Genomic DNA, 15,554 nt, shown 5'->3' on the forward strand with positions numbered 1-15,554 from the left:
GGAGGGATCAGGGGTAAAATTCAGGTACTTTTTCCCTGAAAATTAGGTAACTGACTACCTCAAAATCGGTAAAACCCTACACCCCACACCCCACACCCCACACCCTGCCCCCACCAACAAACTTTTTCAGCAGACCCTATATAGCGTTTCCTAAGCTAGTGAGGTACACCTGTTTTTCTTCCCCTTTGCCTTTTGCCTCTTGCCTTTTGCCTAAAACCCATAACTTTTGTACCTCAGCAGACTGAAAAACGCTATATATTGGCTTCAAAAACGGGACAATAGCCTTCAGCAACCACTTTAAAACCGTAGAGAGGAGAAGCGGGATTCCAACAGCGCTGACTTTTGTAGTGGACACAGACACGACAGCAATCCATCTCCTCTAAAGCTTTGGTGATGCGATTGGGACTCTCGCTTAATAATTCCCGTTGGGAGACTCCCCGCAATAATAATTCTTCCCCTTGCCAGCGAGCTTCTACCAGTCCCGTATCGGCGAAATTACTCCACCGGGGATCCCGGGTGATCGACTCTGGTAAAGTGATAGTGATGATCGAATCCGATTCATTTAATTCTCCCTCATAGTGACTGGGGGCCGGGGGTGTCGGTTGCATAAAGCGATCGCCAATAGGCAATTCCACCAGAGTTCCCACGGCTGGAGAATGGAGTTGATAACGGCTTTGTAATTCTTCTAAACTGGTCAAATCCGCTAGATATAGGGGGGAACCATGGACGAACATGATATGCTGCGGCCGCAGGTTATGGATCAGTTGGGTGGTGTTGCGACTATCGCTATGTTCGGCCAGTAGATAGGTTTCTTGGCTAATTAATCGCGAACGCTGTGCCGCTTTTAATCGGGGATTCTCCAGGTTGATATCGTGCAGGTGTTGGGGAACTAACATTAACCAAGGTTTATCCCCTTGCAGATATTTACTCACCTCCTCTAGGCGATCGATTAGTAAAATTATCGGAGTGGTTCCCCCTAGAGGTGTCGGTTTTTCTGGCAACCTTCGCAACCGGGGACAGATGCGCTCATCCCAAAATAAGGGCTGATGTTTGGCAAAATTCTGGACAGATGCGGGAAATTGTGGTAAAATTTCTAGGTAGGCATCGCAAGCTTTAGCGATCTTGCCCCCAACCCAGATATCAATGTCGCGGCCTGTGAATTGGTGGTGCGACCGCAGTAATTTTAAAATTTCTTGACCCAATCCCAAAGCGGGGACGGGTAGTAGGACATTTTGCCCCTCGGCGATCGCATGATAGATGCGATTCATCAACTGTTTTTCCTGCTGTCGTCGGTGGGGATGGCGTTCTGTGCCGTAACTGCCTTCAATAATCAGCACATCGGGGGATACTCCCCGCAGCAGATCGATCGATAATCCTTCCACCAGTTGAAAATTAGATAGGGAAAAATCGCCGGTATAGAGGACTTTATAGGTGCGTTTGGGGGTTTTGTAGGTGAAGAGAACCACGGCAGCCCCGGGTAGGTGGCCGGCCGGAAAAATCTCGACGGTGAGATCATCAAAGAGAGCGATTGGCGATCGCCATGGCCAACCCTGACAGAAACTGCCGATTTCCTCGGCAGAATCGGGCCATTGTAGGGGCAGCAGTTGTACTGTCACCTCACTGGCATAAACTGGCAATTGGGGATAGGTCTGATGGAGAGCCATTAACCCACGGATGTGATCGCTGTGGGCATGACTACAGAACACCAGATCTACGGGTGGTTTTTTGTTTTGGGTGAGGGGTTGCATATCGGCCAAACCGCAATCTAAAAGTATGCGATAGGGCCCGATTTTCAGGAGGAGACAAACCCCTTCCGATGTGTGACCGACACCAAAAGGTAAACAGGATAAAAGGGATTTCGACCCCCAGACAGCAGTAGAGCGTTGAACCATGGCAACCCTGATTATGATGACTGGTTAGTGAGCCGAACCATTGCCATCGTAGTTATCGCTATCGTAAAAACCGTTGCGGGTGCCGAAAAAGAGACAAGAGACGGTGAATACAGCCGTTAATGCCAACAGGATTAATTTGATGTCCATATAATTAGTGCAACTCCTCAGAGGGTATCTCCCCTAATACTAACCCAACTTTTTCGGTTGTTAGCAGCTAGGTTTTGAATTTGTCCCTGGGCGCTCAACCTCTTTTAATAATTAAACTTGCCAGTAATTTGTGATGATTTCATCAAAAACTACTGATAATTGTCGGAAGAATTAGCATTTTTTGTCATAATAGTCAAGAAAATTTCATAAAAATTTAGCCTGACTTTAAATGATCCTTTTCTCACGTGCGACGTAATGATACTAAATCCGTTGAGTATCTGCTACATATCAAGACAGGCAATAGGCAAAAGGGGAAATAAATAATCATTCTTTAATAACCGGATTTAGTATTAGACATGAGGCAAAAGCAAACAAGTTATTGATTTTGACTCAGATTAGCTCAATTCAATTATAGTGGAATTTTACTATGGGTTTTCGATTAAATTTGAAGGCTATTTGATTAGATGATAAAGTTAATTAAGGTTGATTAAAATTAAGGTTTGTTAAACTCGGCTAAGTCATTGGTCTTTTCAAGAAGAGGATAACGAATTGCTGTTTCATCGACTAGACTAGATAAATACTCATAAGTGTGACGAATTTCATAGGCATTATCATCACTTTTTGCTTGGTTACACTGCCAGCATACCAGTTGTAAATTATCAAAATCAAACATTTTTTCGGGACAGCGAACCTTATTAATTATATGATCGATAGTCACATAATTGGGATGAAAAAATATCTGATTGATTTGATTAATAACTTTTTCCCCTTGAGAATTATTATATTCGTAACCCCTTTTGATAGCTTCTGACTGAGAAGAAGTTTTAAATTCTTCGCCATGTTTCATCTTTTTACTACAAAAAGGACAGGGTTTTTCTTTGGCCATTGTTCGATATTGATTCGGGCTAATTAATCCTTTTTGGGGATGTTCGATAACTGCTAGATGTTGATTAGCATTCCAGATTTCTGCAATTTCATCGGAGCTATAGAATTGGGACAACTTTGATTTTGATACTTTAGTCATGGCAGTACATAATAATCATAATAAAGGATATTTAGCCAAAGCTTTATCTGCTATTTCATGCAAATTTTTAGAGACTTTTTCCAACTCTTTTTTTCCGTCTTCAGATATTTTTTTAGCTTTTTCAGACTCAATAATTGCTAAATCAATGGCTTTGACGAGATTTCCTTTATTTAATTCATGCTCAAATAAACTGACAACTTTATAAGTATTATTTTTAAAATCCTGAAGAAGTTCCCAAGAGCTTTTAACCTTTCCCCAGCCGCTATTATAATAGCCCTTTTTTCTCGCTTGTCCTTGTTGCTCTAGGGAAAGGCGATGAAATACTTCACTATTTCTTTTTTGCCATTGGCGATAGTTCATTTCTTCTAGTAAATTCATGGCTTCAGTTCCTGTTCATCTGCAAAGTAACGAGTGATTTCTTGCCACTTTTTGTCGCCATAGTTATTAATAATATATTTTTTAATATCCCCCATTTGTCTTCGTAGTTTATCATTAGTTTTTTCCAGAGATTCAACTGTAGAGATGGCTCGCTCTTTTATTTGTGTAATCCCATCCTGTTGTTGCTGAATAGTATTTTTTAGATCGCTCACCGCTAGATTATAACTGTCTTTATGAACTAATTCCTTTTCTAGTAAAGCCTGTTGACGTTCCCAGCCAGTTTTAGATAGACTAGCCTTTAACCATTGACCTAAACGATAAATCTCAGATTGATCAAAGTCTAATAAATCTTGACGGAACCGCTCCAACTTGTGTAGCAATTCATTAACTTTTTCTTGCCAATAACTGACTTCTTGTTTAAGCTCAACATTCTCGTTGGATAAATTCTGATTACTTTTTCCTAACTGTTCAATTTTGCCCTGGTGTCTGGATATTTGCAAGGACTGAGTTGAATTAACTTTGGCTCTCTCATTTCGTTCTTGTATGATAATCTGGAACAATTCCGCCGCTACAGGATCATCAAGATGTTCTACAATCCATTCTAGATGACGTGCTTTTAACCTATCGCTCAAATAGCCCTTAATTTCTATGTGTTGTTCTTTCAATAAGACCAGATTAGATTTAATGGTCATGACCGTAATTTTGACTTTAGTAAACTATCCATAGTTATTTTAGTACAAGTATAAGCTTTTGGAAAAAAGCAATCTTATCGGTCATGGTAGTTTTGCCTGTCTCTGGGAATCAACTCGGACTGACTAAAGAAACAAAGGAAAATGGAAATTTTGCCGATCTAGGGCTGGCCTTTGCTATAAGTGAGCTATATAGCGCCTCCTTGGCTAGTGAGGAAATTCTCAAACGCTAAAGCTGAGAGCTTACCGCTATAACTAAGCACACGAATCACCCAGACTGAGAAAATATCATGCGTATCGCTCACGATGTCACCGAATTGGTTGGCCGCACACCTTTAGTACAATTGAATCGGATTCCCCAAACAGAGGGCTGTCTTGGCCGAATTGTGATGAAATTAGAAGGGATGAATCCCGCTGCTTCCGTCAAAGACCGTATTGGCACCCACATGATTAATAGCGCCGAAAAAGCGGGTTTAATCAATCCAGAAAGCACGGTTTTAGTGGAACCCACTTCCGGCAATACGGGAATTGCTCTAGCGATGACTGCGGCAGCTAAGGGTTATCGCTTAATTTTAACTATGCCGGAAACGATGAGTTTAGAGCGCCGGGCGATGTTAAAAGCCTACGGTGCTACCCTAGAACTTACCCCCGGTTCCCAAGGCATGAAAGGGGCAATTTTACGCGCTCAACAAATTGTCGATAGTATCCCCGGCGCTTATATGTTGCAACAATTTCGCAACCCTTCTAACCCAGAAATTCACCGTCTCACCACTGCTGAGGAAATTTGGCAAGATACCGACGGACAGGTAGATTTTATTGTTGCGGGTGTGGGTACTGGTGGCACGATTACGGGAGTCGCTGAAGTGATTAAATCTCGTAAACCTAGTTTTCAAGTAGTCGCGGTGGAACCTTTCAATAGTCCGGTGATTTCTGGTGGTAATCCCGGTCCCCATAAAATTCAGGGTATCGGTGCGGGTTTTATTCCGGAAGTTTTACGCACAGATCTGATTGATGAGGTAATTACTGTCAGTGATGAGGAAGCTTTTCAATTTGGTCGTCGTCTGGCAAAAGAAGAGGGTTTACTTTCGGGGATTTCTTCCGGTGCCAATCTTTGCGCTGCGATTCAACTGGCCCAACGACCGGAAAATGAGGGTAAATTAATTGTGGTGATTCAGCCTAGTTTTGGAGAACGTTATCTGAGTACGCTGATGTTCCAAAATATCGAGGAGCGCGAGTTAACTTTGGTGTAAAAAAATATCCTCTTCAACCTCTACAGTGAGCCTTTAGCTTTAACTATAGCAGTTATCTTAAATGGTGGCCTAGGATTCAGGCGCAGGTCGTCGGTCGTCAGTATTCTCCGAGTCAGGAGCCGGTCGTTAGGAGACAGGTTTTAGGTTTTGGGGTTTTGGGGTTTTAGTTCAATTTCCCCAGTCCCCCACTTCCCTGTACTTTTTAAACAGGATTTAGTATTAATCGTATTTTAGGAGGGATTTTTTCACCTGTAGGGGTATTTGTAAAGGTTGCGGTTTGATTGCTTCTTTGCCAGCAAAATTATCCAATAAAGCCGATCTCACTTGTGCATCGGTTTCTCGCGAGAGAAGATAACGGAAGTATTCTTGACATTGTTCTCGACGACTGGGGGAAAGTTGCATTTCACTTAAACGTCGGACTGCCATTAAGCGCATTAAGGGATCATTGACGGTTAATTTTTCTAACCAGCGATCAAAGTTTTTTGACTCATTTTGACCGCGATGGTCGAGAAAATGCCATCCTAGCAGGATTAAAGTCAAAACCGTGCCAAATCCTTGCAAAATTGAGGCCAGGGCCAACCAGCGATTTTCGGCATAGGTCCAAATTGCGACAGCGAGATAGGTGGCTAAACTGCCCAAGCCGCCAGAGACTACTGATAAAGTTAACTTACCGCTATCGGCGCTGAAAAAAGCACGCCCCCACAGCCACAGCGATGGCCAGTTTTGACCCTGGAGATGGTAAACTCCAATCATCGCCCCCACCCCGGTTAAAGTGGCCAAAACTAACTGCCAATTCCACGCCCAGAGGATCAAAAAACTAGCACAAGCTGCCGCCCATGTCAAAAATTGACGGGTTTTTTTTGCGGCGAGAGTTTTAATGACTCGACGCTGCAGAGCGGGGGAAAAATAGGGAGGAAGACGGAATACTGAAGACACGGGAAGTTTTTCACTGAGGGTTTGATGATCACTATAGCCTGTTCTCAGGCAGACAGATCATTTTTCTTGGTAAAAATCCTCGTGGCAAAAGAGGGAAGTGTTAGGGTGGGCTAAAATTGCGATCGAGAATCGGCTAAAGTTCAGGTTGGCGAGCTTAGGTGTTAAGATGGTTTGCAATCAAACTCAACTTTTTTTAGTAATAAATAGCTCAACAATATTCTGTAAACTTATATACATAAATCTAAAGAAATATATTAATTTGCAATCCTTAGGGCAGTAAATTCTGATAGACGATCTAGAGTAGTAGGTATAAATACCGCACATAATTTTACCTAGTCACGCCAGCTATCTAACTCATCTATTTCACTTCCGAACAGAGTTAGAACTTCCTTTGTCTCGGTTGAGTCTTGCGGAAATTTTACCTTAAGGAAAATCTCGATAATTTTGAGTCATGATTCACTAGAATCCTCAAATATTCCATAAACTGGCGAGTTTTAAGAAACCTAGGAGGTTCATCGCTATGAAAAGCCGTCTTATTGTTTGTTGTGATGGAACTTGGCAAGATTTAGGACAAGGTTATCCTACCAATGTTGTCAAAATGGTGCAAGCTATCACACCACTTGATGATAGTAAGGGCAACCCCATCCGTCAAATCATCTACTATGACGAAGGGATTGGGACAAAACAATCTAATACCGAGGTGACTGATACTTTAATTAAAATTGCTGGAGGTGCTTTGGGCATTGGCATGGATCATAAGATTGAGGATGCCTATCGTTTTCTGTGCTTAAACTATCAACCTGAAGATGAAATTTATCTCTTTGGGTTTAGTCGGGGAGCTTACACTGTACGCTGTTTAGCTGGGTTAATTTATAATTGTGGTTTGTTGTATCGAGAATTTATCCGACAAATTCCCAAAGCCTACGAAATTTACCGAGACAAACAAGACCCAAATAACGCACCTAACGGTAAAAATGCCATTGATTTCCGTAATCAGTATGGACGACGAGTTCCCATTAAAGCCTTATGCTGTTGGGATACGGTTGCTTCTTTAGGTATCCCTGATATCGTTCATTCTCTGCACTTGGATGAAAAGTTCAACGAACGTTATCGCTTTTATGATTCGACCATCAATCCTACAATTGAAAAGGCGTTTCATGCAGTTGCCATTGATGAAATTCGTAAGGTCTTTGATGTAACACTAATGCGTCCCCATTCTACCCACATCAGACAACAAAAAGAACAGGTGGTTCAAGTTTGGTTTCCGGGGGGTCATGGTTGCGTTGGTGGAGGTTCTCAGGAAGAATCTGGCCTATCCGATGGAGCTTTATTATGGATGATGGAACAAGTCGAAGCCTTGGGTTTGGCCTTAGATAAAAGTTATATTCAACATGAAGTTCATCCCAATTGTAGTGCGCGTTTTGATAATACGTCAAAATGGCCATTTAATGTAGCGGGAACAGCACCTCGTCAGTTTGAAGGGGATGTTAGCAATTTGCATGAAAGTGTTAAAAATTGCTGGACAGACCTGAATATTAATCCCCCTTATAAACCCGCTATTCCCGAAATTCAAATTATGCTTGAGAAAGAGCTTGGTGCTTTGAGAAAGAAAGAAATAGTCTCTGTTTAGCACTTCTCTACCTCAAAAATGTCGCCTTCACTTTACTTACATAAACACTCATAATCTGAACTAATTAGGAGGATTTACACAGCTGCTCGGCTTTGGGTGATGATTTTTGCTTATGGAGTCGTGAAATACTTACTAGGCAACAGTTTTAGGACTATTTAGCCCTTGAATCATAACTCATTGATGACAAAAGTTTCCTCAAATGGGGATGGATGCTATGAAAAACTTGATGAGAATTATTATTTCAGTTAGTTTAAGTCTGGCTGTTTTTCCGATTAATAGTAATAGCACCCATCTCCTGTCTCAATTAAAGGAAGAAAGCTATGTCAAAATCATCCAAAAGTTATTGATAACGGAGAACCTAGAATCCGATCCTTTTGCTTTGATGAGAGAGGAAAGCTTAGGGAAACTAAAACTTGATCTTTTTGCTCAACAAGTTATCCAATTACTCGGAAATCCTAGACAAAAAGGAGGAGTAGAGTTTTGGGCAGGGGATGCACTTTATCATCAATATTGGTATTATCCTAATCAAGGTATTACCCTCAGCATGGCATCAGAAACTGAAAAAGGACAGCAAAATATTGCCTTTATTAAATTAGTTTTCCCTTCAACACTTCCAACCAAACGAGGCATAACAATTGGCAGTTCAATAGAGGAGGTTAGCCTTGCCTATGCCAAAGAAAAAGATCAAGAGATGTCAATACCTGATCAAACTTTTGTCGCTGGTTCAATTTATGGAGGATTGATTTTTACCTTTGATAATGGTCGGGTCATTGAGATTTTTTTAGGGGCGGCGGCTGAATAAATACCTATCAGTTAAGTCTTCTTATCTGTTGTTAAAACTTGTAATTTCAGGGATAGAAATTATGTCTTACTTTATTTTTCCACTTCGTCAAAAACCCAGTTTAAGCTATAAGGACGGCGGACGACAATTTGGTGCAGATCGTCCCGGTGGTCGGAAACACGCAGGTTGTGACTTAATCGCACCAAAAGGAACGGAAATTTTAGCAATGGCAGATGGGAAAGTTATCGTCGGTCCCTATGCTTTTTTCTCTGGAACGAATGCTATAGAAGTGAAGCATGATAACGGAATGGTTATCCGTTATTGTGAAATTGGACAGATGCTTCCTCGTGGCATTCAAGTGGGAGCAAGAGTATCAAAAGGTCAAGTGATTGCCTATGTTGGTCGTCTTCATTCTGGCAGTTCAATGTTGCACTTAGAAATGTATCAAGGAACTCAAAATGGTGCATTAACACAAGCTGGAAATCGTCCTTATCAACGGCGCTCTGACTTGCTAGATCCTACTGATATTTTAGATATTTTAGATCATGCACCTTTAGTGGACTCAACACCCACACCTGATGGCGATATCGGCACAGTTAATGCTCAAGTTACTACGAGTCTTAATGTCAGAAATGATGCCAAGTTATCCGCACCTGTGCAGTTTACCTTACGCTTTGGGGAAACTTGTATTGTCCTAGAAAAAGTCACAGGAGATACCTATTCCCGTGACCAAAATCAATGGTACAAAATTTACAAAGACGGAAAAATAGGATTTGCGGCGGCAGTTTATATTGATGTCACCGAGCAACCTGAAGAACCCAGTAATCTGGCAAAAGGCCGAGTTAATAATCATGTGCAGACTGTCCTAAATGTTCGGAGTCAGGCCGCCACAACTGCCCCCATTCTCTTTGAATTAAGCCCCGGTGCCACCTGTACCATTCTGCAAGGAGTGACAGGTTCTCCCTATCCTCCTAATAATCAAACCCAATGGTATCAAATCCAACAGGGGGGACAAACGGGATATGCCGCCGCTTACTACATTGATAAATTCGATGAGAATAATCCTCCTCAAGTCTTGGAAATTGAGAGTGCCGAAGGACGAGTGAATCATCGGGTATCGAGTACCCTTAACGTCAGAAGCCAACCCAATACCAATTCAAACATTTTATTCACCTTAAGCACAGGAACAACCTTCAAAGTCCTAGAAGAAATTCCTGGCAGTGAATATGACTTTGGGCGCACAGATTGGTTAAAAATTGATTACAACAATCAACAAGGCTATGTGGCCGCCCATTACGTTGATATTAACCTCGATCCACCACCAGCCAGCCGTTGGGATCAAGCCTTAATGCAAGCTCCCACAACAGGTGCATCCGCAGTGACGGCTTCTCAGGATGGACTGTCAGCAGGGGTGCAATCTTCCCACAAAATGGCACAAACTGACCTACAACGGGTAAAAGCCATGGCCGATTGTTTCTGTACTGCCGCAGCTAAATTTGGAGTTCCGGCAGCTTTATTGGCGGCCGTTGCCAGTCGAGAATCTCGCGGGGGCAATATTTTAAATGCTCAAGGATGGGGAGATTGCCACGGAGGTCAATGTTATGGTTTTGGCATTATGCAAGTGGACAAACGCTCCCATACGGTCGAAGGAATACCTGATGGTCCCAAGAGTTTAGCCCACGTTGAACAAGCTACAGGCATTTTTGCTAATTGCCTCCAACAAGTCCAACAAAAACATCCTAATTGGGAAGATCGTTATGTCATTAAAGGCGCAGCAGTTGCCTATAATTCAGGAATTCGTAATGTCCAGACCAAAGAAGGGATGGATATTGGGACAACAGGCAATGACTACGGTTCTGATGTCATGGCACGGGCGCAATATTACGCTAATCATGCGGATTTAAGTGTCTTCCGAATTAGCCTTTAAACTGCTACCGATCCTAGTAGTCAGACCCCATAAGGGATTTATCTGGCTACTAGGGGATTATGAAAAGTTGGCTCTTCGTTACTTGGTATGATTCGATCGGGTGGCATAAATCGACTCAATCCTTATCTGGCAAAAGACTTAATTGATTAGTTAGTTCTAGATCGAAAACAATTGACATAAATCCCCGAATTTCTTTCTATATAAGGTTTTCATCCCTTGTAATCCCGTCCATCGCATAACACAAACCGAAGAACCCTAAAGATGAAAAAAAAGGGCTAGTTTATATTCAATACAACAATCAAAGCAAGGAGAAAGATATTGATAAATTCAGAAAAACATTATCAAAAAAATGGAATGCTCTAGGGATAGAATTTATTGAGGAATATAAGTCTCCTTCTGGCAAATATGGAGATATTCGATATTTTCATACGGAAGAAAAAGCGTTAGCTAATGAGTTACAAGTAACTCTTAACCAAAAGTATTGTCCTGAAAAACCAGAGGGATGTTTTGTTAGCCATGATCTATCGGAAAATTATCCTAATCTCCCTAAAAAACAATTTGAAATTTGGATTGATGTCAACAAAATACCAGAGCCATTTCATTAAGCTAATTATTTAGTGTGATTTCAAATCTCACAGCCTTCATAAAAAAGGAGGAAAGGTAATGCAAAACACAAATCTCCCTGTAACCATAGACTCAAAACTAATCTGGAACGATACAGGAATTAATCTTGTCGCTGGACAAGAATATCATTTTCAAGCAACAGGTCAATGGACAGACTGGACAATTACCTCTAATGCTGATGGTTATGAAAGTCCTAATTTCTTGCTGAAACTATGTGAAGGACTACGACGAATGCCTAATTCACCTTGGTTTTCACTGATTGGTTCAATTGATAAAGATCAAGATAGTTTCTTCCTCATCGGCACAAATAAACAGTTTATAGCCCCAAAAACAGGACGGCTTTACTGCTTTGCTAACGATGTGATCATCGCCTATGCTAATAATCGAGATAGCATCCAACTCACTGTAACTTCCTTAACTTGACAAGTCGGAGTTAAAAGCCTTGAATTTAACCTTTGGCTAGGCCGGGAGTGGCTTAACCATCTACCACCTCTTGATTTCAGGCTATATATCTTAATTTCATATCCCCCAGAGTTCCAGAAGAGCGATAAGCATAATCATCTCGCTCTCGTTAAAAATCACTGATTACTGTTGACTAACTCCTGCTTAATTACTCGATAATTTTGATGGGCAAGGGGTAAAGTAAACCAAAACTGTGAGCCAACCCGGGGGGTGCTTTTTACCCCAATTCTGCCGGAGTGAGCCTCGATAATTTGCCGACATTGGTAGGAACCTAAACCAATCCCCGTTAGGTGTTGATTATGAAGATTTCTTACATATAAATGGAAAAGATGTTGACATTGTTCTTCGTCCATGCCAATACCATTATCGCTTAAAGTGCAGTAGAGCATATCTTGGTCAATACGAGCATCTAAAGCTAATTGAATCGGTGAAGGATTATGTTTTAAGGCATTATTTAATAATTGCTCAAAAACACTTCTTAGCTGACAAGGATCGGCATCAATAGGGGGTAAGTTATCGGGGAGAAGATTAATAAAAGTGGCTTGATATAAATCAAAATCTTTTTGCCAATCTTTGAGCCAAATTTTCACCTGTTCTTTTAAAAATAGAGGTTGACGATGCAAGATTAAAGGCCGTTCTTCAGCAAAATGATTTTCTGATAAAGCATTAATTAAAGTTAATTGTCGATCGCAACTACGCACCACCTGATCGAGCATTACTCGCGAGATAGTTACTTTTTCTGTTGGCTGACATTGGAAATTTTTTAACAACATCACTAATCCCATAATCGAAGTGCGAAGATCGTGGGATACTGCTTGTAAAAAAACCGTTTTCATTTCGTATAAACGCTGAATTTCCCGGACTTTTTCCCGCAGTTCGAGGGTTCTTGTTTCTACTTCCCGTTCTAAATTATTATTCAATCTTTGCACCCTCTGATATAGTTGCGCTTGACCGATAGCGATACAAACTTGGGTGGCTAACTGTTCTAATAATTTGACCTCGCTTTTTTGCCAATGACGGGGATGGGAATATTGATGGACTACTAAAGCGCCTAAATGTTGATTATTAACCGTTAGAGGTAAAACTAAAGAGGATTTAACTTGCAGGTATTCGTAATAACCCTTGAGAGTGGGCAGCGTTTGCACCTTAGCGGTATTATCAGCAATAATTAACTTATCTAAAGAAAATAATTGTCCTAATTCTTCTAGTAATTCTGGTTCAGGAAACCAACCCATGAGCGGGGGAATCTGGGGATGACGGGACTCGGCGATGACCTTGGCCCACCCCCCCTCTTGACAGTGACCGATATAGACTTGATCGGCATCGAGAAAATGTCTGATTTCCTCAACAATGGTATTTAAAACCTGATCTATATCTAAAGATTGATGGACTTTTAAAGCAACTTGTGTTAGTAAATGTTCTCGTTCTAAAGTTTCATTTAAAGCTCGATCGATCTGTTGTCTTTCGGTAATCGCCGCCGATAAAAACAGAGAAGTTGACATGACAATGACTAAAAAGATTTGTAAGATCAGGACACCTCTGGTATAATCAGGAGCCTGTAGGATAAAAGGGCTGATTCCCCCGGCCAATCCCATCAAAGCTAAGATAGACACCAAAAAATTCGCTATTACCGCTCCCCAGGTCTGAAAACGCATGGCAGCCCAAACCACAAAGGGAAAAGGTAGATATTCGAGGTACTGCACCATACTCCAATCGGGGTTAAGAAAATTCTGTTGACCACCAAAAACCAGAGAACTCACCACCGTTAGCAAACTCAGACAAAGTAAGGCCTCGCCAAAGCGTTGGGGTTGCCGGGGTTCCCGCAGGGACTGACGATTGAAGCAAAAACGCAACAGCAGCGGCGTGGTCATTAATATTCCCGTACTATCTCCGAGCCAAATAATGCCCCAAGACTGTCCAAATTGCCGCCAATCCCAAGTATTTAGCCAACTACGGGCAAAAGTATCGATAGTGGCATTAACTGCCGAGGCCAATAAGGCCGCTAAAAATACCAGTAAAAGGATATCGCGAATACGCTGTAAAGTGGCGGAAAATCTCAGATAATGCAGTAATTGCGCCCCTAACAGAGCCGATATACTGCTACCGACCGCCGAAAATAGAGCTATGGGCCAACTTCCCCCTAAAAAGAAGGTAAGAAGCAAATCTCCGATAAAAACGCCTAAAACTAGCCTTTTTCCCCCTAAAAAAACAGCAGTTAAGCCAATACCAGCACTCATCCAAATTGGGGCAGGTCGCGACCCTAAATTTAAGCAGAGATAGCCTAGCCAACCAACACCCAGATAAACTAGGGCAACAAGCACAATTTTAGACCGATCTGATGAAATCCGTAGCATTTTCAGTTATCAGTTATCAGTTATCAGTTATCAGTCATCAGTTATCAGATTTGGGTTCTAAGTGAGCAGTGTGTATTAAGCGAGCAGTATTAAATAGTAGTTTCCCACTGTCTTTTCACTGTTTACTGATCACTGATCACTGGTCACTGATCGCTGATCACTGTTAATCCATCTCCAGATTGCCTAAACTAGGAGTAGTTCTGCTTCATGCAGATGGGTGAAAACCGTACATTTTCCCGTTAGGAATCAAAGATTATGCGGATTTTAATTGTTGAAGACGATCCTTTAATGCAGTTAGGTTTAGAACAAGCGCTCGGTGAACAGCCAGATTTTGAGATCGTCGGTCAAGCGAGTGATGGTCTAGCAGGGGTACAATTAGCCCTATCCCTACGGCCGGATTTAGTGGTCATGGACATCGGTTTACCCCGTCTCGATGGCATTGCGGCAACCAAACAGATTAAGGAAGGTTTAGCTAATGTTCATGTGGTTATGCTCACTTCCCACACTCTCCAACAGGAAGTGATCGCAGCTCTGGCCAGTGGCGCTGATGCCTATTGTATCAAGGGAGCGAGTCTCGATCGCCTTTTGGCCGCTATTGAAGCAGCTAAGGACGGGGCCACCTATTTAGACCCTCAAATTGCCCGTTTAGTCATGGATAATCTCAAACCGCCAGCAGTGCAACCTAATCCCAATCTAGCACTTTTATCGGAGCGAGAAATGGAGGTTTTAAAGTTAATTGTTGAAGGCAAAAGTAACGCTGAAATCGCCGAACAACTTTATTTAAGCACCAATACGATTAAAACCCATGTGCGGGGAATTATGAACAAATTAGCCGTTGATGACCGAGTACAAGCGGCGGTAATTGCTCTGCGTTCTGGTATTGTTTAAGGAAAAAATGGCGATTTACCCACAGGAATATTCTACCTCAATTGCTACTGCTAAAATTGCCTAAAAAATCCCTTCAATCATTTATAATAACTTATCGACCTATCTCTGTTGGACAAACCATGACTATCGCTCAAAGCTTACCCCTAGTGGAGTCCCATGTCAACCCTGAGATAATCTTCCCAGAAGGCGAATTTTGGAGTGATGAACCACCCTTGGAAAGTAACCTACATCTACAACAAATTATTTTACTAATTCAGTGTTTAGAATGGTGGTGGCGCGAGCGAGAAGATTATTTTGCCGCCGGCAATTTAACCATTTATTACAGTCCCAACCAGAAAAAGTCAGAATTCTTCCGTGGTCCTGATTTTTTCGTCGTTTTGGGGACAAATCCCAATCCTAACCGCAGAAGTTGGGTAGTTTGGCAAGAAGATGGCAAATATCCCAATTTAATTGTGGAAATTCTCTCCGATAGTACCGCCAAAGTTGACCGAGAGGAGAAAAAACAAATTTATCAAGATATATTTCGCACTCCCGATTATTTTTGGTTTGACCCAGAAAGCCTAGAATTTGAA

The 15,554-nt window shown here is 41.8% G+C and carries 15 protein-coding genes; 8 read left to right on the forward strand and 7 right to left on the reverse strand.

Annotated elements, in window-relative coordinates:
* Positions 1 to 251 precede the first annotated feature (251 nt).
* From IM496_RS04865 to IM496_RS04885, 5 genes are all read right to left on the reverse strand, one after another.
* On the reverse strand, positions 252 to 1,892 hold the full coding sequence (locus tag IM496_RS04865) for an MBL fold metallo-hydrolase (RefSeq protein WP_194017806.1): 1,641 nt from the start codon (positions 1,890 to 1,892) through the stop codon (positions 252 to 254).
* 24 nt (positions 1,893 to 1,916) lie between these two features.
* Entirely contained in the window at positions 1,917 to 2,039 is a 123-nt protein-coding gene (locus IM496_RS04870) for a DUF8629 family protein (protein WP_002737208.1), read from the reverse strand.
* Between the two features lie 493 nt (positions 2,040 to 2,532).
* Positions 2,533 to 3,063, reverse strand: coding sequence for an HNH endonuclease (locus tag IM496_RS04875; protein ID WP_194017808.1), 531 nt, complete (start codon positions 3,061 to 3,063; stop codon positions 2,533 to 2,535).
* A 15-nt stretch (positions 3,064 to 3,078) separates the two neighbouring features.
* Positions 3,079 to 3,441 carry a hypothetical protein gene (locus IM496_RS04880; protein WP_008202912.1) on the reverse strand — a complete coding sequence of 121 codons (363 nt, stop codon included), beginning with the start codon at positions 3,439 to 3,441 and terminating at the stop codon, positions 3,079 to 3,081.
* Positions 3,438 to 4,133, reverse strand: a complete 696-nt coding sequence (locus tag IM496_RS04885) for a hypothetical protein (protein WP_194017812.1) — start codon at positions 4,131 to 4,133, stop codon at positions 3,438 to 3,440. Before IM496_RS04885 ends, IM496_RS04880 begins: the two co-directional genes overlap by 4 nt.
* 83 nt (positions 4,134 to 4,216) lie before the next feature.
* Here IM496_RS04885 and IM496_RS04890 point away from each other — a divergent pair, with 83 nt between their 5' ends.
* Together IM496_RS04890 and cysK are read left to right on the forward strand one after the other, a co-directional pair.
* A complete protein-coding gene (locus IM496_RS04890) occupies positions 4,217 to 4,363 on the forward strand; it encodes a hypothetical protein (RefSeq protein ID WP_002796632.1) in 147 nt (48 codons plus the stop codon).
* Between the two features lie 57 nt (positions 4,364 to 4,420).
* Positions 4,421 to 5,380: a cysteine synthase A gene (cysK, locus tag IM496_RS04895; RefSeq protein WP_194017815.1), complete on the forward strand. Its 960-nt coding sequence runs from the start codon at positions 4,421 to 4,423 to the stop codon at positions 5,378 to 5,380.
* A gap of 219 nt (positions 5,381 to 5,599) precedes the next feature.
* Here the strand turns inward: cysK and IM496_RS04900 are convergent, their stop codons facing one another.
* Positions 5,600 to 6,316, reverse strand: a complete 717-nt coding sequence (locus tag IM496_RS04900; protein ID WP_194015637.1) for a hypothetical protein — start codon at positions 6,314 to 6,316, stop codon at positions 5,600 to 5,602.
* A 520-nt stretch (positions 6,317 to 6,836) separates the two neighbouring features.
* Between IM496_RS04900 and IM496_RS04905 the strand changes: the two genes are divergently transcribed.
* From IM496_RS04905 to IM496_RS04920, 4 genes are all read left to right on the forward strand, one after another.
* Complete coding sequence (locus tag IM496_RS04905; RefSeq protein WP_287661396.1) at positions 6,837 to 7,946, forward strand: T6SS phospholipase effector Tle1-like catalytic domain-containing protein; 1,110 nt, start codon at positions 6,837 to 6,839, stop codon at positions 7,944 to 7,946.
* Between the two features lie 214 nt (positions 7,947 to 8,160).
* The gene (locus tag IM496_RS04910; protein ID WP_216628724.1) at positions 8,161 to 8,748 is read left to right on the forward strand and encodes a hypothetical protein; all 588 of its coding nucleotides are present in this window, start codon (positions 8,161 to 8,163) and stop codon (positions 8,746 to 8,748) included.
* Positions 8,749 to 8,809: 61 nt separating this feature from the next.
* Positions 8,810 to 10,654, forward strand: a complete 1,845-nt coding sequence (locus IM496_RS04915; protein ID WP_194015631.1) for an SH3 domain-containing protein — start codon at positions 8,810 to 8,812, stop codon at positions 10,652 to 10,654.
* Positions 10,655 to 11,317: 663 nt separating this feature from the next.
* Complete coding sequence (locus tag IM496_RS04920) at positions 11,318 to 11,701, forward strand: hypothetical protein (RefSeq protein ID WP_194015629.1); 384 nt, start codon at positions 11,318 to 11,320, stop codon at positions 11,699 to 11,701.
* Between the two features lie 155 nt (positions 11,702 to 11,856).
* On the opposite strand, the gene IM496_RS04925 is transcribed toward IM496_RS04920, so the two are convergent.
* A complete protein-coding gene (locus IM496_RS04925) occupies positions 11,857 to 14,094 on the reverse strand; it encodes a sensor histidine kinase (protein ID WP_287661399.1) in 2,238 nt (745 codons plus the stop codon).
* A 255-nt stretch (positions 14,095 to 14,349) separates the two neighbouring features.
* On the opposite strand from IM496_RS04925, the gene IM496_RS04930 reads away from it, so the two are divergent.
* Both IM496_RS04930 and IM496_RS04935 read left to right on the forward strand, forming a co-directional pair.
* Positions 14,350 to 14,982: a response regulator gene (locus IM496_RS04930; protein WP_002737320.1), complete on the forward strand. Its 633-nt coding sequence runs from the start codon at positions 14,350 to 14,352 to the stop codon at positions 14,980 to 14,982.
* A gap of 119 nt (positions 14,983 to 15,101) precedes the next feature.
* Positions 15,102 to 15,554 (forward strand): Uma2 family endonuclease (locus IM496_RS04935; protein WP_287661402.1); only part of this gene is annotated, 453 nt, incomplete at its 3' end.

This window comes from Microcystis sp. M049S2, from assembly GCF_020245625.1.
GTDB lineage: Bacteria > Cyanobacteriota > Cyanobacteriia > Cyanobacteriales > Microcystaceae > Microcystis > Microcystis ichthyoblabe_A.